Consider the following 22550-nt stretch of genomic DNA (forward strand, 5'->3'; position numbering starts at 1 on the left):
CGTTTTTCATACCCATATTCAATCTGCAATTGGTGCAATCACGATTGTCACGATATACGCACCTCAACGAAGAATGATGCCATGAACGACACCAGCAACACCACAAACGCCGCTTCACAATCCGATATTCCGCAGTCAGTTTCCGATTTCATGCAGCATATCACCGACTTGTGTGGCGGCGAACACGCAAGATGGGCCGAAAACTTCAACGCAGGATTCGCCAATACACTCACCACCACCGTGAGACGGCATGATGACGGCACGACGTTTCTGCTGACGGGAGACATACCTGCCATGTGGCTGCGCGACTCCTCAGCGCAATTCCGACCATATCTCGCCGTAGCCGTAGATGATCCCGAGCTCACCGCACTTATTACCGGGCTTGTTCGGCAGCAATTCAGGTTCATCAATATCGATCCATACGCAAACGCGTTCAACGAAAAACCCAGCGGCGCTACCTGGGATCCGAACGATCAGACCGATTCGTTCGGACCATGGTTGTGGGAACGCAAATACGAGGTGGACTCCCTGTGCTACCCCATTCAGCTGGCGTGGCTGTTGTATCGCAATACAGGAACCACCAGCCATTTCGATGATGCGTTTGTAAGCGGCATCCGTCGAATCCTTGACGTGTTCGAAACCGAGCTTGACCATTCGAATTCGCGTTACCGCTTCTTCCGTCCGAATGACGATCCGCGCGACAGCGTGCCCAACCATGGTGCCGGAGGACCTTTTGCCGTCACCGGCATGACATGGTCCGGATTCCGCCCCAGCGACGACGCCTGCGTCTACCCATATCTCGTGCCGTCCAACATGTTCGCCAGCGTGGTCATGGGATATGTGCAAAGGATTTTCATCGACGTACTTGACGATCGTGAAATCGCCGGTCGTGCCGCGGCGCTGCAGCATTCCATCGATGATGGTCTTGCCCATCACGCAACCATCCACAATGCGGCCGGAAACGCTATCTACGCATACGAAGTGGACGGTCTCGGCAACGCGTTGCTTATGGATGACAGCAATGTGCCGAATCTTATGTCGGCACCTTATCTCGGATTCTGCGAAGCGGACGATCCGCTGTATCTCGAAACGCGCAATACTTTGCTGAGTCAGGAGAATCCTTACTATTTCGAGGGTGACTATGCACATGCCATCGGTTCTCCGCATACGCCAGAAGGTTATGTTTGGCCGATCGCCATGGCCATGCAAGGATTGACAAGCCACGACAAAGCCGAAAAAGAACGTATTCTTGATCAACTTGTCGCCGCCGACGCCGGCACGCATCTCATGCACGAAAGCTTTGACGCGAACGACCCGAACTCCTATACCCGTCCGTGGTTCAGCTGGGCCAATATGATGTTCTGTGAATTGGTCATGGATTATTTCGGTATTCACGTCAAGCTGTGAGTGGCTATCAGTTTAAGCTTTGGCTTCGCTCACAGCGCAAGAATTGCGGTAGATGATTTGCACTTATTGACATTCCATGATATCTTGAAAAGTCCGGTCTTGCACCGGGTGCTTGATAATTCAAGATTGGGGATGATCGGTTTCGACGGTGACCTGTTCGTCGCAGGGAAGCGTGCCGAGAACGTAGGGTCCGCTCGTGGATGCCCCCTACAAAAGAATAAGTGCTAAATCTAACCGCACTGAGTTCGCTCTCGCTGCCTGAGCTTCGCGCCAGGATTAACCAGTGAGCAGCCGCTCCGTTCACTCCTTCTCGTCTTTGGGAGGATGCTGAGCGTCGTTTAGAAGACTTGCTTTGTCGACTGAGCCACAGGGCCGGCAAGGGACTTTTACTGTAGATATGCCCGCCATCAGTTGTCTGCGATATCGATGGGAGCAGAAAAACCGCCGCACGGCCAGCAGACTACGCACGTAGAAGACTGAGGGTTCGGTTATCGGACCGGGGTTCAATTCCCCGCATCTCCACAAGTTGAAAGCCGCCAGAAATGGCGGCTTTTCTTTTATTTCCAACGGTTTTCGAAGATTCCTGGGTTTACTCCAAATTACCCCCGATGTGCCGGATATTCTAAAAAATGTGGGCAAAAATCCCTCCTCCGGCTTGCTTAATCTCTTCCAAATTCCATCTGTCTACCACCCTAAACAGCATGCAAGGTACGTTTTTAGGTACTCCTCTTCACAAGACAACCTCGTCAAATCAACATACGAAGAATCCAGCTCTCCCCCATCACAAATCATCAGAATCCCACCACCAAATTCCGCGTGTCGACTTGCATTAACCGCTTAAGTGGTTAACATAGTTAATACATCAACCTAGTTATCACGTCACAGCAGACGACGTCAAGGAAGGACTTGATCGATGACCTGCACTTACTCTCCCGAAGCCTACGTGTTCGACTCCGAAGAAAACCATGCCCTGCTCGAGGCGGAAACCAACGAGCTCCTGCATTTCGGACACAATTTCCCCGCCCCGCAGGGTGGCTCCTACTGGCTGGACGATACCGGCAATCCGGATCTGACCCAAAACATCCACACGTGGATCACCTGCCGCATGGCGCACGTGTATTCCTTGGGATTCCTGCACGGCGAGCCGGGTGCCGCAGAACTGGTTGACAAGGCCATCGCCGGCCTGCGCGGTCCGCTGCATGACGATGAAAACGGCGGATGGTATCCGTCCATTTCCGCAGACGGCTCCACCCATGAAGCAGGCAAGGTCTGCTACGCCCACGCTTTCGTGATTCTTGCCGCCACTTCCGCCAAGCTCATCGGCCGCCCGGACGCGGACGAGCTGCTCGAAGAGGCTCTGGCAACCTACGACAAGCATTTCTGGGATGACGAGATCGGTCTGGCCGTCGATACTTGGAACACGGAATTCACCGAGCTTGACCCCTATCGCGGCATCAATGCCAATATGCACACCACCGAAGCATTCCTTGCCGTTGCCGATGTGACCGGCAACGAGGAATACCGCGAGCGTGCGGGCCGTATCATCGACCATGTGGTCGGCTGGGCGTCCAACAACAGCTGGCGCATTCCAGAGCATTTCACCGCCGACTGGCAGCCGGACCTCGAATGCAACCACGACAAGCCGGATGACCAATTCAAGCCGTACGGAGCAACCCCAGGCCATGGCATTGAATGGGCTCGTCTCATCACCCAGTATGCGCTGAGCTCCAAGCAGCGTTCCGAAAAAGGCAAGCAGCAGCTTATCGAGGCAGCCGAAAACCTGTTCGCTCAGGCACTTTCCGACGCATGGAACGCCGAAGGCACCATTGGCTTGGCCTACACCACCGATTGGAACGGCAAGCCCGTCGTCACCGACCGTATGCATTGGACCCTCGCCGAATCCGTGAACACCTCCGCCACGCTGGCCACCGTCACCGGCAAGCAGATGTACAAGGACTGGTATGCGACCTTCTGGAAGTACATCGACGAATACCTGATCGACCACGAGAATGGTTCCTGGTTCCACCAGCTGAACAAGGACAACGAGGTCATCGGCACCGTCTGGCCAGGCAAGTCCGACCTATACCACGCCACGCAGTGCACGCTGATTCCGCGTCTCGATCCGGCGGTTTCCGTCGCTCCGGCGCTGAAGGCCAATCCGAACGCCTGACGGCACGCAATAATAGAGTCCCCTCTTTCTCTCTCTTCTTTTCTCTCCTCCTATTTGCGAAGAACCCCGGTCACGGCAAAGCGACCGGGGTTCTTCGCATACCAAACCAGACTACTCAACGTATGCAATTCCCCTAATTTCCCATGTCTTCACCACTATTTGATGATCGGGCGTAGAGGCGCAGACACGTCGACGTTGTGTTTGTCTCCAATCACATTTGGATCGTTGATGATCTTGTCGACAACGGCTTTCTTCAACTTAAGATCGGAAGAGTCACCCCATACGATCACACGGTCTCCCCCATTGATTTCCGTGGTGATGGAATCCTGGGTTTCAGCCGTCACCTTGGTAATGGAGTTACGCATAGATTCAGGAAGCGAGCTCAAAATCTTCAGTGCCTCTTTAATGGAGCGGTGGCTCAGACTCGTCTCGACATCCTTCACTTCGATGACGGGAATTCCATCCACGGAGGCACCGCTGACGGAATTCAATATACGGCCCTTGCTATCGACCGCGGTCATGCTGTCTTCACCTGTCTTAAGCATCGCAGCCGGCTTCTGCGCTTTGATGGTCACTTCAAGGGAATTAGGAAGTTGCTTCTTGGATTGCGCGGTGGTGACTCCCGGTATTTCCTTGATTTTCTTCTCCACATCATTGTTTGATACCAGCAGAATCGATTTGCCGGCCTGCTGACCGGCAATATCCAATACTTGCGACTCGCTCACCCATTCGTTGGCTCCGACAACGGAAATATTGCCAGCTTCAAGACGAAACACCGATGAGAAGAAAAACAACCATATCAGCGCCACCACGACGGCCGCAACCGCGGCCGACACGAAAGCTCGCATCGCTACAACACGTGCATTCGCCTTACGTCGTTCTTTCAACCGCGCTTTGAAATCAACCACTTTCGGACGGGTGACCACCCCCAAAGTGCCAGTGGTTTCCTCCAGCGTCTTCGCAACGAAATCCTCACCCGCAAGATTGCGCGCATCCACGAAGTCACCTGACCGGGAGCGACTTGCCTTGTTCTTGCCTCCGTGCGCCATTTTGGCTTCCGCCTGCGCATGACTCACTGAAGAAGACGAACGTCCCGCTCCTCCGGCAATGGAACGACCATTCGGCTGAGACTGAGCCGGGGAGTCGGAATGTTTCCGGCTTTGAATGCTCCTGCCGCGCAACGCATGCTTTTCAGACGTCGTTTCAGAACCATCCGACCCCGTACCGGAGCTGACGACCCTTCGCGCCATCAGCCCTCACAATCCCAGCGATGAGCCTGCAGCGCGTGCAATATCACCTCGTCCATCTGCGTGATATCACCCGCACCAACGGTGAAGATGACATCACCATGATGGGCGCGCATCACCATCATCTGCGCCGCGGTATGCATGTCTTCCACACCACGGATCCAATCCTCGGCAGGCGTATGGTCGAGCTTAAGAGCCTCATCCACAATGGTGGCCGGGCCGACCGTCGGATAATCCTCCTGCTTTTCACGTGCGGGGAAAATGCCAGTGACGATCACATCATCCGCCTTGGCCAGCGCCTCCGCGAATGCTTCCGCGAAGAACTTGGTGCGGGAGAACAAGTGCGGCTGGAAAATCACACGAATCGCCGATTGCGGATATTTACGGCGGGCAGCATCCAACAAAGCCGAAATCTCAGTGGGATGATGCGCGTAATCGTCAACGACGGTCACCTGGCTGACGGTGCCGCGCACTTGGAAGCGACGGGCTGCGCCGAGGAACGACGTGGCCGCTTCAGCGGCCTTCTCAATGTCGACTCCCAGCAATGCTGCCGCGATAATCGCCGCAGAAGCATTGCGCGCATTGTGAATGCCTGGAACGGCGAGCGTCACGGGAACCATACGTTCCTGTTCGCCCAGCAGTCCCGCAGGCACATGCAAGGTGAAATGTTCGGCGCCGCTTTGCGCGCTTTCACTTTCCGATTCGATATGTACGAATGCCGCACCGTTCAGATCACCCAACGAAGCCGCATCCTGCGTCGCATACACGACCGTATGTGCTGCCGCAGACGCGTCAAGAGCGCGCAACACAGCCAGATTCCCTTCGTCGTCACCACACATCACCACCGATTTGATGGCGTGCTGAACATGGTTCACGAAAGCCGCCCGATAGTTTTCCTGCGTTCCATAATGGTCAAGATGGTCAGCTTCGGAATTGGTGACAATCGCGATTTCCGGATGATATTTGGCAAAGCTTCCATCGGATTCGTCGGCTTCCGCCACAAGCACATCGCCTTGGCCTGCATGGCCTCCGTCAAGTATCACGCCATCCTTGCCTTGGATGGATCCGCCAATGGCATAACTTGGATCAGCCAGATTTCCCTCACCGGCATGGGTGAGAATATGGGCGAGCATGGAACTGGTCGTGGTTTTGCCATGGGCTCCCGCAACCGTTACCGCACGTTTCGTATTCATCAGCAACGAAAGAATGTCGCTGCGGTGCACGATGCGTTCGCCCGCCGCATGCGCTGCGACGATTTCCGGATTGTCAGGCTTGATGGCACTGGAAAAAACAATAGTTTGTTTGCCTTCGACGTTTTCCTCGCGCTGCCCGAATTCGACGGCAATGCCAAGCCCCTGCAAACGATCGGTTTTGGCGCTGGGCTCGCGATCCGAGCCATCCACCTCCACACCCTGCTCATGCAGCATCTCGGCAAGTACACTCATGCCCGCTCCTCCGATGCCGATGAAATGGGTGGCCCCCAAATCGTTCACGCCTTCCTGCTGGCTGAATGACACATGGGTTGGATCAAGAATAATGGTACCGGCCTCACGCTGGTTGTCAGTCACGACTGCTCCTCTTGCATATTATGTTTAGCTTGTTCCATTATGGTCTCACCCATGGTCTCGCACTTGGCCGATCATGGGTGAGATTCGGAACGCGACTTCAAATGCGACGGACACACCTGCCGCCGCTACGGCTTACCTTTCGTCAATCATGGAAAGTACACGCTTGGCCATGACTTCGGCGGCATCTCGAATACCATATTTCCAAGCGTTATCGCCATACCTGGCAAGCGCATCCGAATCGGCTAGCAGATTCGGCACATGACGTTTGACCCATTCGGCAGTGAAGTCAGCGTCCGCCACCATCAGGCCACCTTCCGCATCGACGACCGGCTGAGCGTTGAAACGCTGCTCGCCGTTGCCGATCGGTAATGGAACATAAATCGCAGGAAGTCCCAAAGCAGTCAATTCCGAAACGGTGCCCGCTCCGGAACGGCAGATAATCAGATCGGCACAAGCGAACGCAAGATCGATACGTTCCAAGTAAGGCGCGACTCGATAATCACCGTCGTTGGCATGCTCTGGTCCAAGCTCACCAAGCACCTGCTCTCCGGCACTCACCGACACCAACGAACGCACCTCATCGTCTTTGCCTTTTCCCGTCAGGTGAATCACCTGCGCATGTTCCAGCAATTCCTTGGCGGAAGCCGCCACCGCACGATTCACGTTCACAGCACCCAACGATCCTCCGGTCACCACCACCAGAGGACGGTTCGGATCGACTCCCAGCTGCGCTGCAGCCGTTTGCCTTGTGGCCGCACGGTCATGTTCCATACCTTCGGCTATTGCCGCAATTTCAGCACGCAACGGCAATCCCACACGTTCGGCTTCAACACCCTTGCGTGGTTTCAAACCGGTTTGCGCGTACGCGGTGCCGATCATGGACGCCCAGCGTGCACCCAGCTTGTTGGCCATGCCGGCACGGGCGTTCTGCTCATGCATCGCAATCGGAATGCCCATCTTGTGCGCGGCCGCATACACGGGAGCCGACGTGTATCCACCGAATCCGACGACCACCTGCGTCTCGTGGCGGGTGAGAATATCACGTACCTTGGCCGTTTCAGCCTTCCACTGCGCAGGGAACTTCAATGCCGCCATATTGGGTCTACGGGGGAAGGGCACCTTTTCAATGGTTTCCAGCTCGAAGCCCGCTTGCGGAACCAACTCGTGTTCCAGACCGACTGCAGTGCCCACCACCGCAATATCGGCATCCGGCTCAAGCTCGCGAATCACATGTGCCACGGCGAGCAGAGGATTGACATGACCTGCCGTGCCACCGCCGGCTAGAACGATATGCTTCTGATTGCTCATAATGTACGAGCTTAGCCCCACGGTATCCCGGCACACCATGCGCCATACCGATGCTCACAAGGATACTCACATTTCATCTACGTTTGGTTGCCGCCGCATGCGACAGCACCCCGCAGGCAACAGTGGCTTTTCAGACTCTCTGAATCTCCGCTTGGATCTGCGGCTGCTGTTTCATCATGCTGATGGTCACGCCCGCAGCGCCCAAACACAGAATCAACGACGAACCACCGGCCGACACGAAAGGCAAAGGCACACCCATAACAGGGAACAGCCCCACCACGACACCAATGTTCACAAACGCCTGGCCGACGATCCACACGGTAATATTGGCCAGCACCAAAGTGATATATCTGTCATGTGCTTGGATAGCCACCACCAGCATGCACCATCCAAGCACAAGGAACAGCAGAATCACCAACGAAGCGCCGACGAAACCCGTTTCCTCACCAATGATGGCGAAAATGAAATCGTTGTGCGCTTCCGGAAGATATCCCCATTTTTCTCCGGAATTGCCGATCCCAACGCCCAGCAACCCTCCGGAAGCCATGGCGTATTTGCCATGCACCACCTGATAGCAGACACCCTCCATATCAGCTGCGGAACAAGTCTGATATGTAGCCATGACGCGGTTAAGTCGATTCGGACTGCTGATAACAAGACCGCCGACCAAAGCCAGACCGCCACATGCCACAATAGCCAGCCATTTGCCAGGAAAATTTCCCAGCAACAACGCGGTTCCCGCAATCGCAAAGAGAATCATGGCCGTACCAAGATCCTTGCCGCCCATAACCAACAGCAATGCAAGACCAAGCCACGTAATCAACCTGCGATATGCATTGACCGGCCCCACCTTATTTACCCGCTTCTGCGCGCTAATCAGCTCCCGAGGCAGCCATACGCATAGCGCAAGCTTGACGACCTCAGCCGGCTGGAAGGTAAATCCAAAAAGACCAATCCAACCTTTATTACCCTGAGCATCAATACCTAACGGCGTAAATGTCAACGATTGCAAGAACAAGGCGACGAGCAGAAAAGCGAAACTGGCCCTTCTGATAAGCTCCGCCGGAACCATCATGCAGGCCACGCCCACAATAAGTCCGAGAACGCAGAATGCGCCCTGCTTAATCGCTTGCGACCATGGAGATTGGTCATTGGCAATCATATACACCGAAGAGCTGGAAAACACCATGATCACACCGAAAATGGTGAGGATAACCACAGAGACCCTAAACCCGTGAAAACACCAAATCGGATTAAGCATGCTTCGCAGACCGACATAACCACGAAAATCGTCGACCCGTTCTTCAGCAGCAGCCTGCCTCTTCTGACGGGTACCGTCGCTCTGCTTGGTTTTAGGCTTCTCCATGCTCATTCACCCAACGCTGAGCCTGCTGCGCGAACTGGTTTCCACGATCGGCATACGACTTGAACTGATCCATGGACGCACAGGCAGGCGCCATCAGCACCACATCGCCGGATTGGGCATATTCACCCGCAGCATCGACGGCTCGTTCCATAATGACGTCATTATTCGCCGGATCGATGATGGTCAGCGGAATGTCGGGAGCACTCGCTGCGAACGCGTCCAAGATGGGCTGCTGATCTTTGCCGATGACGACCGCGGCTTTGATGGTGTGCGACTGTTCTGCCACCAACTGTTCGAAACGGCTGCCTTTGGCCAATCCGCCAGCGATCCATACCACGGATTTGTCTGCAAAACTATTGAGCGATGCCTTGGCTGCATGTGCATTGGTCGCCTTGGAATCATCTACGAAACGAATGCTGCCCCCATCTGGCGTGGTGGCGGTGGCGACAGTCTGAATGCGATGCCCGCCTGGCGTGAATTGTTCCAGAGATGCGATGGCTTTCTCTTTGTCTGCGCCAAGCCCCAGCACCAGCGCCAATGCGGTCAACGCATCAGCAAGCAAATGCGGGTACACCGTGCCATCAGGCTCAGTCAGATGCGTAAACTCAGACACCTTGGCGACCTGCTCTGGCATTCCAGGCTCGCCACCTGCGATGCCAGACATATCGACGATCCAACCGTCCTTCACGCCGATCTGACCATCTTGCGGCTCAGACAGAGTGAATCCGACCTTGCGGCAGCCTTCCGCCGTCTCGGCTGCGAACGCCAGCCTGGTCACACGCTCGTCATCGGCGTTATATACCAAAGCCTTCTTGACGCGGTGGAAGACTTTCGCCTTATCCGCCGCATAATTTTCAATGCCGCCATGCCAGTCAAGATGATCATCCGCGATATTGGTGATCGCAGCGCAATCCAAAGCCAGCGAATCGGTGAAATGCAACTGGAAGGAACTCAGCTCAACGCATAGCACATCATTTGCCGGATCGACCACGGCATGGGATACCGCCTTGCCGATGTTGCCGACAGCCGGTGCCGTCAGGCCGCAAGCCGTCAGCATTTCCGAAGTCATTTCCGTAGTGGAGGTTTTGCCGTTGGTGCCGGTGATGCCGATCCATCGTGCTGGTTCGCCGGTGGAATCGCAATTCACTCGCAGCTGCCAAGCAAGCTCAACCTCGCTCATCACAGGAATGCCACGACGCTGCGCCTCAAGAATAAACGGAGTCCTCGGATTGAACACCGGCGAAGTCATAACCAAATCAACATGATCCCAGTCGATGCGATCAAAGGAGTGCAAATCAGCATCGGGCTTCTTTTCATCCACGCCAAGCACTTTTTCGGCGCGGGACCCCAACACTTCCATCATGCTTTGGCCAGAAACTCCAAGACCCGCCACAATCACGGTCTTACCGCTCATATCCATATCCATCATCCTTCGATTGTCGGCACCTCATATGCCTTGATATTCCTTACAGATCACAGTCATGTTGCAGCCGTTCACATATCAATGGAACGCAACAGCCGTCACAGACCGGAACGGGAGACCCAATCGCCGTAGAAAATCACCAACGCAATTAACACGAACAGCAATTCAATCATCCAGAAGCGAATTACAACCTTGACTTCCGGCCACCCCTTCAATTCGAAGTGATGATGGATCGGAGCCATCTTGAACACACGCTTGCGAGTCATCTTGAAATAGCCGACCTGAATAACGTCGCTCATGGTTTCAATCACAAACAGGCCGCCAAGGATAATCGCCAAGAATTCCGTATGTGTGGCGATTGACATGGCCGCAAACAAGCCGCCAAGCGCCAGAGAACCGGTATCTCCCATGAAAATGGATGCTGGATTGGAGTTGTACCACAGGAATCCGAAGCACGCCATCGCCGCGCAGGCCGCGATGATGGTCAGATCAAGAGGATCGGACACCGCGTAGGCGAAGCCTTCATGTCCCAAACCCTTGAGGTGGTAGAACTCCCAAAAAGTGATCACCGCATATCCCATGAATGCGATCATCGAAGAACCAGCAGCCAATCCGTCAAGACCATCGGTCAGGTTGATGGCATTGGTCCATGCGGTCATCAGGAAGTTCACCCAGATCACGAACAACACGATGGCCACGGCTTTGCCTGCGAACTCGAAACTGAAAAACGGCTCTTCAATGAAGCTCATGCCGGCCTGCGCGCTGGGGAAGCCGGAATTCGTCGGCAGAATCAACGCCAGCACCGCATAGATGGTGGCGAGAATGAACTGGCCGATGAATTTGCCTTTGACCGTCAGGCCTTCGCTCTGCTTTTTGCGAACCTTCGCGAAATCATCGATGAATCCCAGCATACCCATCGATAGCATGGCGAACAGCACCAGCAGCGCCGACCATGACGGCACCTCTCCCCTGGTGATGAAGCGATACAGTGCCGACGAGCCCCAACCCAACACAACCGCCAGATTGATGACCACGCCACCCAACGTAGGCGTGCCACGCTTGACCAGATGGGACTTCGGACCATCTTGGCGTATGTACTGCCCGTAATTAAGCTTGTGTACCAAACGAATCAGCAGCGGTGTTCCCACAATCGTTACGACCAGCGACACCACAATTCCGATGATGAGCGAAATCACCTGATGTTCTCCGTTTCAGTCAGACATTCTTCAGATAACGTCGATTATTCAAATCTTGCCAAATGCTTTTGTTCTATTGTGCAGCCAGGGCCTGCCAACGTTCGGCCAGAGCGCTCAAGCCGGAAGCGTGGGAACCTTTAAGCAGCACCACGGCACCTGGATGTTCGACGGCGAGTCGCGTCACAAGACGATCGGCCTCATCGATATCGTGAACCCAATCGACATGAGAAGCGTCTCCCGCCGAGGATGCGCCGTCCGCCATGGCACCTGCCAGAGCGTCCAGGGAAGCATCGGATGCACTGCCAACCGTCAGCAGCGCATCAACCCCGCCTTCCAACGCATACCGGCCGATGCCAACATGCAAATCCTTTTCATCCGGACCGAGCTCAAGCATGGCGCCCAACACCGCAACACGGAATGGCTGGCTTTCGGAACCAGCCTTCCAACGCAGCAATCCGTCAAGACCGGCTTTCATGGAATCAGGATTGGCGTTGAATGAATCATCGATCAGCGTGAATGACGTTTCCTGCTTGTTCACGATGGAAACAGCCATGCGATGGGGACTGATGGCCGTCACATCCGACAATGCGGATGCGACATCGCCAATCGACATGCCCAAACGCATCGCCACTGAAGCGGCGGCAAGCGCATTCATGACATTATGCTGACCGCAGATGCCCAAGGTGACTTCGGCATGCTCGCCATCACCGTTTTCTAAAGTGAAGGACGGATGATCCAACTCGTCGCAACGCACATGCTGAGCGGTGATCGCAGGATTGCCACCTTCACCATTCGGAAGTCCGAACCACATCACATCGCCCGGCGCGAAGGCGCTCATCGCAGCCACATGCTCGTCGTTCGCATTCAGCACGGAAAGACCGCCGGGAACGAGACCATGAATGATTTCCGACTTGGCCTGCGCGATGCGTTCCGCGGAGCCGAATTCACCCAAATGCGCAACGCCGACTTTCAGCACAACCGCGATGTCCGGCGGCACCAGCGACGTCAGATTGGCGATTTCCCCAACATGGTTGGCGCCCATTTCCGCTACCAGAAAACGAGTTTCGGCATTTACTTTGAGCGAGGTCAGAGGCAGGCCAATTTCGTTATTGAACGATCCGACCGGCGCAACCGTCGATCCCATGCGAGACAGCAGCGCCTTCATAAGATCCTTAGTGGTGGTCTTGCCGACGGAACCGGTGATGCCGACCACCGTAAACGGAGTTCCCAGCGCGCGACGGCGCTCGATATTATGCTTGGCCAACGCCCCCAAGGCCAGCACCGTATCCTCCACCACAATCTGAGGCACACCGGCGTCGGCGATCTCATGGTCGACTATTGCGGCAACGGCACCTTGAGCGCCCACACGCGGCACGTAATCGTGACCGTCCACACGTTCTCCGGCAATCGCTACGAAAACCGAACCTTCAACGATCTGTCTTGAATCGGTGAATGCGCTGGTGGCCGCCGGCACATTCACTGCCGCAGTTCCGGCAATCAGCCGTCCCTGAACCGCCTGGGCGATCTCCTCCAAGCTCATTGGCATCATGGTCGGGCTGCTCACTGTGTTTTCTCCTCTGTGTTGCTGTTCCGTTTACTGTTCACGTTGTTTTGCGATTATCGTGTGCGTTTTACGCATCCGTTCCGATTGAAACTAGTTCAGATCTCGGGATACGCGCAACGCACTTTTGATGTTGGCCTTGCGCACACCCGCCGCAAGCACCATCGATATGGACAGCGACAATGCGCTGCTGTTCGTCTGCCCGTACGCCGCTGCCGCTTGCGATGCGAGCATATCGGATTCCGGCGTACGGACGGCGATACGGGTCCGCTTCCCGACGGTGCATCCGAATCGCGCAACCGATTTGACGATATCGGCTTCGCTTAGACCATTGTCATCGCAACCAAGCACATCGACACTTACCGACTGTAATGCGTCGTCTTTCAACGTCTCCTCGCTCAGAGCGAGAATCGCAGCCGCAGCACCGTCTTCAGCGCACACGGCCATCGTACGCTGCACGTCAAGAATCGACAACGGATAGTTCAGATCAAGATATCGTTCCAACGATTGCGAGTTGCCCGAGCTGATCACACCAACCGGATTACCAAGCATATGCAGGAAATCAGCGAGATCCCTCACCCCTTGGTCCACCGCCTGCGTATCGCTTCCCGCCACGGCGAACACCGCTAACGAATCGGACGGACTACCCGCCATTTCGCTGGCAAGCCTACCCAACTGCTGTGCGGTCGGCTCGGCATAGATCACAGGAATCTGTATATCTTCTGTCTTTCCACGCAACGCATGAGGTACCACCGCACCATATGCGCCAAGTGCCTGAGCCTGACGCAGCTGTTGCTCATCCACCGGTGCGGACGGCATGAACAACGATCCCGGCCGTACCGAATCGATATCGTCCGCAATGGACGTGATCGTCACTTCAGTGGCAAACGTAGGATCCAAGTCAAAGCCATATCTGCTGGCAAGCAGACCCAATGTCATTCGTCTGTTCATGGACTCACTGATCGCGCTCATCTTTCCACCCCTCCGTTCTTCATGCTTGCATACTCACCAAGTTACTGGAATAGCATCAGTTCGCGGGCTGGACGCAGGCACTTCATACTTCTGCATAAGGAATTCACCAATCTCCGCGGTGACCGGACCTGCCGTCAGACCACCAAAACCGCCTTGCGGGTCCTTCAACACCACCGTGACGACAAAGCGAGGATTGTCCGCAGGAATAATCGCCGAATAATCGCTGATAATCGACGACAGTCTGCCATCGGCACCAGCGACTTCCGCCGTACCGGACTTTGCTGCGACACGATAACCATCCACCTTGACGAACTGGGAGTAATGGTCGGACACGGATTCCATGGCGTTCAGCACCTGAGAGGCCACCTGCTCGTCAATCACGCGCGTTGCCTCGCCCTCGGGCTTTTGCTCTTCGGAATGTCCTTCGGCATCGCTGATCGCCTTGATGATGCGCTGCGGCTTCTTAACGCCCTTATTGGCGATCACGGCAACCGCATTCGTCAGCTGGAGTGCATTGGTCGTGTAAGCCTGGCCGAACAACACAGTGTTCTGGGTTCGCAGATCCCATTGACCGGCCGAATATAGCAAACCATCCGATTCGCCAGGAAGCCCGAGCCCATTGTCCTGGCCGATGCCGAATTTGCTGATGAAATCGTATCGCTGCTCGTTAGACATCTTCTCCCCTGCGATGATCATGCCGACGTTCGACGATTGCTCGAGAATGCCCGCAAGGGTCCAGTGTTCGTCACCGTGGGTGGTCGCGTCGCTGTAGGTCTGCCCGTTCATCGTGATATGGTCCGGTACAGTGAATTTGTCTGACGCCTGATGCAATCCAAGCTGGATCATTCCCGACATTGTGAAGACCTTGCCAATGGAACCTGGCTCAAACGTTTCGCTGACGGCCCTGGAAACCGTCATCTTCGCCTGATCGCTGCCGGCTTCGATCTCGTCACTGTCTGCGAGCGCGAGAATATCCCCTGTTTGAGTGTCCTGCACCACGGCGATTCCCCATGGCGAACTGTATTTTTCGCAGCTTTCTCTCAGTATTTTTTCGACATACCACTGCACGTCGTGGTTGATGGTCAGCGTGACATCGGATCCATTGACCGCATCTTTCGATTCGGTCATGGTTCCTGGGATTTCGACGCCGTTGTTGCCTTGTTGGTAAACCTGGTATCCGTCTTCGCCAGTCAGCGTCTTATTTTCCATTTGTTCGATACCGGCGACGCCTTTGCCTTCGCCATCGACGCCTCCCAGCAACGCTCCCATCAAGGTTCCGTTGGAATAGATACGTTCGTTGCTGAGTTCCGCATAGACGATACCGTCCAAATTGAGCTTGGAGATTTTGCGTTTAACCGCCGGCGTCACGTCTTTCTTCAGTACCGCGTATTGACCTGTTCCCGAGAGCATGGCACCCAATTCGGTAGCATCCATGTCCAGTACCGGGGCGAGCAGCCTGGCCACGGCCGCGGCTCCTGTGGCACCTACCGGTTTGCCGTTGATCTGGTGGCAGATGTCTCCGGTCTGTTTGGTGCACGTTATCGGCGTGAAGGCCTGCGCCCCCTCGGGATTGCCGATGATGGTGTATCGTTCCACGCTCTGTGCGAGGATAGAACCGTTCGTGTCCATGATTTTTCCGCGGCTCGCCTTTAATGTCACTGTGATGGTTCTGCTTTGCGCCGCGGCTTGCGCCATGCTTTTGCCGTTGATCAGCTGAACGTTGGCCAATTGGATAAGGCATGCCGTGCCCATCAGCGCCAGAAGGACGCCGATGGCCATGGTTTTTGTGAGCAGCTTCTTATGGAAACGCGTGTACGTACTGCGAAAAGGATTCACTGAGCGTCGTCTCCGCTTGGCTGATAGCCGTTCAGATCAATCGTCAAGGCACCTTTTTGAGGCACCATACCCATTTCCTCGGCTTTGCTTGGTAGCGAGGCCTCAAGCTCGTCGAGCTTGGTCTGGTCATCTCCCACGTCTTGCGTCAAACGGATGATGTTCGACTCGATCCTGTTCGCGTCGAAGGAATCCTGCACCATTTGGGTGCGTAGCATCAAGGATCCCACAAGGCAGATTCCAAGGAAAATGACAGCAATGACCAAATGCAGCAACGGGGTGCTTCTGGTGCGAGTCCATGTGATGAGCTGTTTGAATCCTCGCTTGACACCATTGCCTTCGGCACGCGTTCCTTTGACGACATGCAATTCAGGGCGAGTGGTGCCTACAGTTTCGGTTTGGTCCCGGCGTCCTGCGGGAGCCGCGTTTGATGCGATCGTTCTTGGTGCAGCCACGTTCAGCCCCTCCTTCCTTGCCGTTTCATGCTTGCGTAGTCATTGCCCTGGTCGAATCGTTTTCGCCAGCGTTCGGGAATTGGCCTGGTCAGTTCCACTGCACGCAATCGTACGGAAGCCGACCTCGGATTCATGGCGATTTCCTCCTCGTCGGCTTTAATGGCGCCTCGCGTGAGTTCCTTGAAGAATGGCATCATATCCGGCGGAACCACCGGCATGTCCGCAGGTACGTCGGCTTTCAGACCTTGGTTCATGAATGTTTTGACGGTTTTGTCTTCCAGCGAATGGTACGACTCCACCACCAAACGCCCTCCCACCGCGAGACGGTTGGCGATCTGGGGCAATGTTCCCGCCAATTTGTCGAGCTCACCGTTGACTTCGATGCGCAACGCTTGGAACACTCGTTTGGCAGGATTTCCTGCAGGACGGTGCGCCTGCGGCACAACCTCATCCACAAGACGGTTAAGCTGCCCTGATGTGGTCAACGGCTCGACCTCACGCCTACGCACGATCGCACGGGCGATCTGCTTGGAGAAGCGTTCCTCACCATACGTACGGAAAATGCGTGCCAGATCGGCAAACGAATATTCGGCAAGCACCTGCTCGGCGGTCAATGGCTGGGTCACGTCCATACGCATATCCAAAGGCGCATCGTGGGAATACGAGAATCCCCGCTCCGTCTCATCAATCTGCAGACTTGACAATCCCAAATCCATGAACACGGCGTTCACTTGATCGATTCCCTGATCATCAAGCACTTGCGCAAAATCGTCGAACGCGGCATGCACAGGTATGAAGCGATCGGCAAGGCCTTCCATCTGCATTCGCTGTGTGGCAAGCGCAAGCGCCTCGGTGTCTCGGTCGATGCCGATCAGGCAAGCATGCGGGCTCGCTTTAAGGAATGCCGTGGAATGCCCGGCCAAGCCAAGCGTGCAATCCACGGCGATCGACCCTGGCTTCGCCAATGCAGGCGCCACCAGATCCACGCAGTCACGCAGCAACACTGGCTGATGAATCGTTGTCACATCTGTCATCAGAATTCCACCGCCGGTAATACGTCATCGGCAATATCGGAATACCCCTGCTCCTTTTCGGCGAGATATTCCTCCCATGCCTGCTTATTCCAAATCTCCGCTCGGGTTCCCACACCAATCACCACAATGTCGCTTCCCAACTTCGCGTAATCGCGCAACATCTGCGGCACGAGCACACGTCCTTGCTTGTCCGGCTCCTGGTCAACAGCACCGGAAAGGAATACGCGCAAATAGTCGCGCGCGGCCTTATTGCCCATGGATGTGCGCTGAATCTGCAACGCGATCCGGCGAAATTCCGATTGGGGCAGCAGGTAAACACAACGCTCCTGACCTCGGGCCATCACCATGCCCGGTCCCAATTGACTGCGAAATTTCGCAGGCAGTGCCATGCGTCCTTTGGCGTCGATTTTTGGAGTGTATGTTCCCAGCAACAATGGCGGCAATCCCACCATCATGTTGCCTGCCTGCATTGCATCGTCCTCGGAGAATGGTGTGGTTTCAACACTTTGAACCATCACCACACCTCCTTATCCGACACACATGAACACCTCAGGCCCGAGACTCTTTCCCACTTTACCCCACAGGTCACCATAAATCCCCACGTAAATGGAAAAAATCAGCAAATAAAAGTCCGTTTCTCCCCACAATGAACAAGCTCCGTCGAAATTCACTCATCATCCTGCCCTAGAAACATCGCTTTTCGTTTGACAATAATGTTTTCGTAGAAGCCTCGGGGTACATTGGAGTGCCTAAGTTTTGTGAGGAAGGGATTGTAGATGTCGAGTTATTCCGCCCAGTTGCGTGAAGAACAACAGGCCGTCAGCCGCGCGTATGGCCGCTTGGACGACCTACGGGCTCAAGCTCGCGCCCGTCTCGACACCGTGCGGGCAGCGGGCTCGCACGGTTCGCCCACGCAACGCACCGAACGCGACTCCTTCGCCACCATGTACGAGGACCGTCTCACCCAGTTGCGTGCGGTCGAGGACCGTCTGGTGTTCGGCAGGCTCGATGATGTTCACGGCACGCACCGGTATATCGGTCGTATCGGATTGTCCGACGAGCACCATGAGCCGATCCTCACCGATTGGCGAGCCGACGCGGCACGCCCGTTCTATGAGGCGACGCCTTCGCACCATGGCGATATCGTAATGCGTCGCCATATCACGCTGAGTTTCCGTGAAGTGGTCGGTGTCGAAGATGAGGTGCTCGATGTGCATTCCGACCAAGTAGGTCAAGCGTCCTCGGACGGCACGCTAACCGGTGAAGGCGCGCTGCTTGCATCATTGAACGCCAAACGCACCGGCAAGATGACCGACATCGTGGCCACCATCCAAGCCGAACAGGACCGTATCATCCGTGCAGACCTCAATCAGGCCGTGGTGGTGCAGGGCGGTCCGGGTACCGGCAAAACCGCCGTTGCCCTGCATCGCGCCGCATATCTGCTCTACACGCATCGAAGAATGCTCGAACGTTCCGGCGTGCTGGTGGTTGGTCCGAGCTCCACGTTCCTGCATTACATCGACCAGGTGCTTCCCTCCCTTGGTGAGACCGGAGTAGTCAGCCGCACCATCGCCGATCTCATTCCCGGCGTAATCGCGACAGCGCATGACGATCCGTTCGTGGCAAAACTCAAGGGCGACCGACGCATGGCCAAGGCCATCGCCAACGCCGTCGCAGCAAGGGAACGCGTTCCTTCGCAATTGCCGTCGATTCGTATCAACGGATTCACTGTGCCCATCGTGCGCACGGATATTGAACAGGCCATCACCGATGCCAAACGCACGCGACAGCAGCACAACAAAGCACGCGAAACCTTCGTGCACAGCATGCTGATCGCCATGCGCAACCGTTATGTGGACAAACTTGATTACGAACCGGAACAAGCCGAGTTGACGGATGTGATGCAGCAGCTGCGCATGAACGACGCACTGCGTAAGACGTTGAATCTCGCCTGGCTGCCGATGACCGGCGAATGGCTGGTCGACCAATTGTTCTGCAAGCCGCAGCAGCTTCGCCGTTTCGCACCTTGGCTTGAGGAACGAGACATCGAAGCGCTGACGCGCCCGAAGGGATCGCCGTTCACAGTCAGCGACGTTCCCTTGTTGGATGAGGCCATGGAGCTGCTTGGCCCCGACCCGAAGGCGGTCGCCCGTCAAAAGGCGTTGGACGCCAAACGCGCCGAAGAAGAGCAATTCGCACAAGACACGTTGGCACAGGCTGGCATCGGGTCCGGCATCGTTACCTCGCAAATGCTGGTGGACAATATCAATGGTATGGACGCCGAACTCACCGCGCAGCGCGCCGCCTCGGACCGCGAATGGACGTATGGCCATATCGTCGTCGATGAGGCTCAGGAGCTCACCGCCATGGATTGGCGTATGCTCATCCGCCGTTGCCCATCGCGTTCGTTCACCATTGTGGGCGACGTAGCGCAAACGTCCGCGTTGGGCGGCACTCGTTCGTGGCGACGCATGATGGATCCTCTATTCGGTCCCCGCAATTGGCAGCTCAACGAATTGACGATCAACTACCGTAATCCAAAGGAAGTGTCGCAACTCGCCTGCGATTTCGCGGCCGCCGAAGGTTTGTACATCTCCACCGTCAATGCGGTTCGCGGCGTGCCTGATTCGGTCAAGCGTCTCACCTTGGCCGATGAAAGTCTGATTTTCGACGCCGTGGCGCAGCAGACCGTCGATCTGGTTCGTTCGTACATATCCGCCGACGGCACTGGACGTGTGGCCATCATTGCGCCTGATGATATGGTCAAGTCACTGCGTAGGCGCGTGTACGAACAGTTGCGTGAAACATTGCCGACAAAGGAATTCGACCGTCTTGATGCGCAAAGCTCCTGGGATGAGCAGGTGACCGTCTGCTCCACCCAAATGGTAAAGGGACTGGAGTATGACGCGGTGATGGTGGTACAGCCGGGAATCATCGAGGAGAACGCTCCTTCGCGCATTGTGGCAGCCGCCGATCTGTATGTCGCCATGACCAGACCGACGCAACGCCTGCTTATAGTCCGGACAAATGCTGACGAAAAACTGCTCAAGCTATAAGGTAGGAATCATGCCTAAAGCATTGTTACTTGAAAACATTCATCCCGACGCGGCGCAGTCGCTGCGTGACCACGGCTTCGAAGTCGAGTGCCTCAAGGGCGCTCTCAACGAAGACGAACTCATCGACGCTCTGGAGGGCGTTGACCTCCTGGGTATCCGATCCAAAACCAGCGTGACCCGCAAGGTCATCGATGCCCGTCCGACGCTCACCGCGGTCGGATGCTTCTGCATAGGCACCAATCAGGTCGATCTTGACTATGCGGGCAAGCATGGCATCGCCGTGTTCAATGCCCCATATTCGAACACCCGTTCCGTGGTGGAACTGGTCATCGGCGATATCATCTGCCTGATGCGCCGCATTCCCGCGCACACCCATCACATGAAGCATGGCATGTGGGATAAGTCCGCTTCCGGCTCCCATGAAGTGCGAGGCAAGACGCTCGGCATCATCGGCTACGGCAATATCGGTTCCCAGCTTTCCGTTATCGCCGAGGCGCTTGGCATGCGTGTGGTGTTCTACGACATCGAAGAGAAGCTTGCCATGGGCAATGCTCACCGTTGCTCCACACTGAACGAGTTGCTTGAGCAGTCCGATGTGGTCACCTTGCATGTCGATGGCCGCAAGTCCAATACCGGTTTCTTCGGTGAGGACCAGTTCTCCCATATGAAGCAGGATTCGATTTTCATCAATCTGTCCCGCGGTTTCGTGGCGGATTTGGACGCGTTGAAGAAGCACTTGGATTCCGGTCATATTTCAGGCGCTGCGGTGGATGTGTTCCCTGTCGAGCCGAAGAAAAGCGGCGATGAATTCCTGACGAGCCTTTCGGATGAAGACAATATGATTCTGACCCCGCATATTGGCGGCTCCACGCTTGAAGCGCAGAAATCCATCGGCCAGTTCGTTTCACAGCGTCTTGAGGATTATTGGTTCAAAGGTTCCACGATGTTGTCGGTTGATCTTCCGCAGATCACCTTGTCCGATATCCGTTCGAACTTCCGTATCGCGCATCTTCATGCGAATCTGCCTGGCGTCCTCGCCAAGGTGAACCACGTGCTTGGCGAAGAGAACATCAATATCGCAGCCCAGGCGCTTGGCACCGAAGGTGAAATCGGCTATGTGGTCACTGATGTGGCGCAGCGCCCGAGCCAGAAGGCTTTGGACGAGCTTGCAGCCATTGAAGGCACGATTCGTATGCGTGTAATCAGCTGACGGTCTGCAATACGACATACGTCAATACGGCATAAATGCATTGTGGGGGTTCCAGCCTAAGCGGCTGGAACCCCCACAATGCATAAATCGTCATGTCATGCCGTAATCGCCCAACTTCTGCGTCACTTAGTCCATCCTTAACGAGACAACGCATTGCCACACGTTTCGATAGCGACTGTCAAACTACTTCAGCGCGTCAGCTTTCAGCTCATTGATAGCGTTCTGAAAATCCCCAAGATTCTCAAAGTTCTGATACACACTGGCGAAACGCATGTAAGCAACCTCGTCAAGATCACGCAACGGTTTCAAAATGGCTTTGCCGACCTCATCAGACTTGACCTGGGCAAGACCTCGAGCACGAAGGTCCTCTTCAACCTGCTGCCCGAGCGCCTTCAAATCGTCTTCCTTGATCGGGCGACCCTGGCATGCTTTTCGAACGCCGGAAATCACCTTGTTCCTATCGAACTGTTCGACGTTGCCGGAACGCTTCACCACCAACAGCATGGTGGTCTCCAGCGTAGTGAAACGCTTGGAACATTTCGGGCACTCTCGCCTACGGCGAATGGAGTGGCCGTCATCGCTGATGCGGGTATCGACCACCTTGGTATCTGGATTCTGACAAAAAGGGCAATGCATGATGTCAAGAATAGCCTGAGCCATTGAACTAGGACAATCCCACGTGAGTTACACCTCGTCAGGAACGATAAGCCTTTGCCCACCCTTAACGAAACAGAATCCAGATTA

Annotated in this window: 17 protein-coding genes and 1 other RNA gene; 5 read left to right on the plus strand and 13 right to left on the minus strand. The window is 55.4% G+C overall.

What is annotated here, in order from left to right; all coding sequences use genetic code 11:
* The first annotated feature begins 81 nt into the window (after nt 1-81).
* The 3 genes from NBH13_RS06440 to NBH13_RS06450 all read left to right on the plus strand — a co-directional run bounded on the left by NBH13_RS06440 (nt 82) and on the right by NBH13_RS06450 (nt 3577).
* On the plus strand, nt 82-1407 hold the full coding sequence (locus NBH13_RS06440; RefSeq protein ID WP_144164539.1) for a glycoside hydrolase family 125 protein: 1326 nt from the start codon (nt 82-84) through the stop codon (nt 1405-1407).
* Nucleotides 1408-1535: 128 nt separating this feature from the next.
* Nucleotides 1536-1932: a transfer-messenger RNA gene (gene ssrA / locus NBH13_RS06445) on the plus strand.
* A 388-nt stretch (nt 1933-2320) separates the two neighbouring features.
* Nucleotides 2321-3577, plus strand: coding sequence for an AGE family epimerase/isomerase (locus NBH13_RS06450; protein ID WP_250779322.1), 1257 nt, complete (start codon nt 2321-2323; stop codon nt 3575-3577).
* 155 nt (nt 3578-3732) lie between these two features.
* Here NBH13_RS06450 and NBH13_RS06455 read toward each other — a convergent pair whose 3' ends face one another.
* The 12 genes from NBH13_RS06455 to mraZ form a co-directional block, all read right to left on the minus strand.
* Nucleotides 3733-4827, minus strand: coding sequence for a cell division protein FtsQ/DivIB (locus NBH13_RS06455; protein WP_410050775.1), 1095 nt, complete (start codon nt 4825-4827; stop codon nt 3733-3735).
* Nucleotides 4827-6392, minus strand: a complete 1566-nt coding sequence (gene murC, locus NBH13_RS06460) for a UDP-N-acetylmuramate--L-alanine ligase (protein ID WP_144171351.1) — start codon at nt 6390-6392, stop codon at nt 4827-4829. The genes NBH13_RS06455 and murC overlap by 1 nt, the downstream gene beginning before the upstream one ends.
* Nucleotides 6393-6524: 132 nt before the next feature.
* Complete coding sequence (gene murG / locus NBH13_RS06465; protein WP_250779323.1) at nt 6525-7700, minus strand: undecaprenyldiphospho-muramoylpentapeptide beta-N-acetylglucosaminyltransferase; 1176 nt, start codon at nt 7698-7700, stop codon at nt 6525-6527.
* Between the two features lie 130 nt (nt 7701-7830).
* Nucleotides 7831-9072: a peptidoglycan glycosyltransferase FtsW gene (locus NBH13_RS06470; RefSeq protein ID WP_144171349.1), complete on the minus strand. Its 1242-nt coding sequence runs from the start codon at nt 9070-9072 to the stop codon at nt 7831-7833.
* Nucleotides 9053-10492, minus strand: coding sequence for a UDP-N-acetylmuramoyl-L-alanine--D-glutamate ligase (murD, locus tag NBH13_RS06475; protein WP_250779404.1), 1440 nt, complete (start codon nt 10490-10492; stop codon nt 9053-9055). Before murD ends, NBH13_RS06470 begins: the two co-directional genes overlap by 20 nt.
* Nucleotides 10493-10587: 95 nt before the next feature.
* On the minus strand, nt 10588-11685 hold the full coding sequence (gene mraY, locus NBH13_RS06480) for a phospho-N-acetylmuramoyl-pentapeptide-transferase (protein WP_099595199.1): 1098 nt from the start codon (nt 11683-11685) through the stop codon (nt 10588-10590).
* A gap of 73 nt (nt 11686-11758) precedes the next feature.
* Entirely contained in the window at nt 11759-13234 is a 1476-nt protein-coding gene (locus tag NBH13_RS06485) for a UDP-N-acetylmuramoyl-tripeptide--D-alanyl-D-alanine ligase (RefSeq protein ID WP_250779406.1), read from the minus strand.
* Between the two features lie 105 nt (nt 13235-13339).
* Nucleotides 13340-14218: a UDP-N-acetylmuramyl peptide synthase gene (locus NBH13_RS06490; protein ID WP_250779324.1), complete on the minus strand. Its 879-nt coding sequence runs from the start codon at nt 14216-14218 to the stop codon at nt 13340-13342.
* Between the two features lie 33 nt (nt 14219-14251).
* A complete protein-coding gene (locus NBH13_RS06495; RefSeq protein WP_250779325.1) occupies nt 14252-15997 on the minus strand; it encodes a peptidoglycan D,D-transpeptidase FtsI family protein in 1746 nt (581 codons plus the stop codon).
* Nucleotides 15998-16050: 53 nt separating this feature from the next.
* Nucleotides 16051-16506: a cell division protein FtsL gene (gene ftsL / locus NBH13_RS06500; RefSeq protein WP_099571326.1), complete on the minus strand. Its 456-nt coding sequence runs from the start codon at nt 16504-16506 to the stop codon at nt 16051-16053.
* A 2-nt stretch (nt 16507-16508) separates the two neighbouring features.
* Nucleotides 16509-17540, minus strand: a complete 1032-nt coding sequence (gene rsmH / locus NBH13_RS06505) for a 16S rRNA (cytosine(1402)-N(4))-methyltransferase RsmH (RefSeq protein ID WP_250779326.1) — start codon at nt 17538-17540, stop codon at nt 16509-16511.
* Nucleotides 17540-18010 carry a division/cell wall cluster transcriptional repressor MraZ gene (mraZ, locus tag NBH13_RS06510; protein ID WP_250779408.1) on the minus strand — a complete coding sequence of 157 codons (471 nt, stop codon included), beginning with the start codon at nt 18008-18010 and terminating at the stop codon, nt 17540-17542. Before mraZ ends, rsmH begins: the two co-directional genes overlap by 1 nt.
* A 306-nt stretch (nt 18011-18316) precedes the next feature.
* Between mraZ and NBH13_RS06515 the strand changes: the two genes are divergently transcribed.
* Both NBH13_RS06515 and serA read left to right on the plus strand, forming a co-directional pair.
* Nucleotides 18317-20596 carry a HelD family protein gene (locus NBH13_RS06515; RefSeq protein WP_250779327.1) on the plus strand — a complete coding sequence of 760 codons (2280 nt, stop codon included), beginning with the start codon at nt 18317-18319 and terminating at the stop codon, nt 20594-20596.
* Nucleotides 20597-20606: 10 nt separating this feature from the next.
* Nucleotides 20607-21806, plus strand: coding sequence for a phosphoglycerate dehydrogenase (gene serA / locus NBH13_RS06520; protein WP_099571330.1), 1200 nt, complete (start codon nt 20607-20609; stop codon nt 21804-21806).
* A gap of 183 nt (nt 21807-21989) precedes the next feature.
* Here serA and nrdR read toward each other — a convergent pair whose 3' ends face one another.
* The gene (gene nrdR / locus NBH13_RS06525; protein WP_033500596.1) at nt 21990-22442 is read right to left on the minus strand and encodes a transcriptional regulator NrdR; all 453 of its coding nucleotides are present in this window, start codon (nt 22440-22442) and stop codon (nt 21990-21992) included.
* Between the last annotated feature and the right edge of the window lie 108 nt (nt 22443-22550).

The sequence above is a fragment of the Bifidobacterium intestinale genome, from assembly GCF_023656765.1.
GTDB lineage: Bacteria > Actinomycetota > Actinomycetes > Actinomycetales > Bifidobacteriaceae > Bifidobacterium > Bifidobacterium hominis.

What these genes read in the sequence shown, in the direction of transcription:
- murG (WP_250779323.1), bottom strand. Translation starts at nt 7,700, where the DNA reads ATGAGCAATCAGAAGCATATCGTTCTAGCCGGCGGTGGCACGGCAGGT.
- rsmH (WP_250779326.1), bottom strand. Translation starts at nt 17,540, where the DNA reads ATGACAGATGTGACAACGATTCATCAGCCAGTGTTGCTGCGTGACTGC.
- serA (WP_099571330.1), top strand. Translation starts at nt 20,607, where the DNA reads ATGCCTAAAGCATTGTTACTTGAAAACATTCATCCCGACGCGGCGCAG.
- NBH13_RS06495 (WP_250779325.1), bottom strand. Translation starts at nt 15,997, where the DNA reads ATGGCCATCGGCGTCCTTCTGGCGCTGATGGGCACGGCATGCCTTATC.
- NBH13_RS06515 (WP_250779327.1), top strand. Translation starts at nt 18,317, where the DNA reads ATGTCGAGTTATTCCGCCCAGTTGCGTGAAGAACAACAGGCCGTCAGC.
- NBH13_RS06490 (WP_250779324.1), bottom strand. Translation starts at nt 14,218, where the DNA reads ATGAGCGCGATCAGTGAGTCCATGAACAGACGAATGACATTGGGTCTG.
- NBH13_RS06450 (WP_250779322.1), top strand. Translation starts at nt 2,321, where the DNA reads ATGACCTGCACTTACTCTCCCGAAGCCTACGTGTTCGACTCCGAAGAA.
- nrdR (WP_033500596.1), bottom strand. Translation starts at nt 22,442, where the DNA reads ATGCATTGCCCTTTTTGTCAGAATCCAGATACCAAGGTGGTCGATACC.
- NBH13_RS06470 (WP_144171349.1), bottom strand. Translation starts at nt 9,072, where the DNA reads ATGAGCATGGAGAAGCCTAAAACCAAGCAGAGCGACGGTACCCGTCAG.
- murD (WP_250779404.1), bottom strand. Translation starts at nt 10,492, where the DNA reads ATGGATATGGATATGAGCGGTAAGACCGTGATTGTGGCGGGTCTTGGA.
- NBH13_RS06485 (WP_250779406.1), bottom strand. Translation starts at nt 13,234, where the DNA reads ATGATGCCAATGAGCTTGGAGGAGATCGCCCAGGCGGTTCAGGGACGG.
- mraZ (WP_250779408.1), bottom strand. Translation starts at nt 18,010, where the DNA reads ATGCAGGCAGGCAACATGATGGTGGGATTGCCGCCATTGTTGCTGGGA.
- NBH13_RS06440 (WP_144164539.1), top strand. Translation starts at nt 82, where the DNA reads ATGAACGACACCAGCAACACCACAAACGCCGCTTCACAATCCGATATT.
- NBH13_RS06455 (WP_410050775.1), bottom strand. Translation starts at nt 4,827, where the DNA reads ATGGCGCGAAGGGTCGTCAGCTCCGGTACGGGGTCGGATGGTTCTGAA.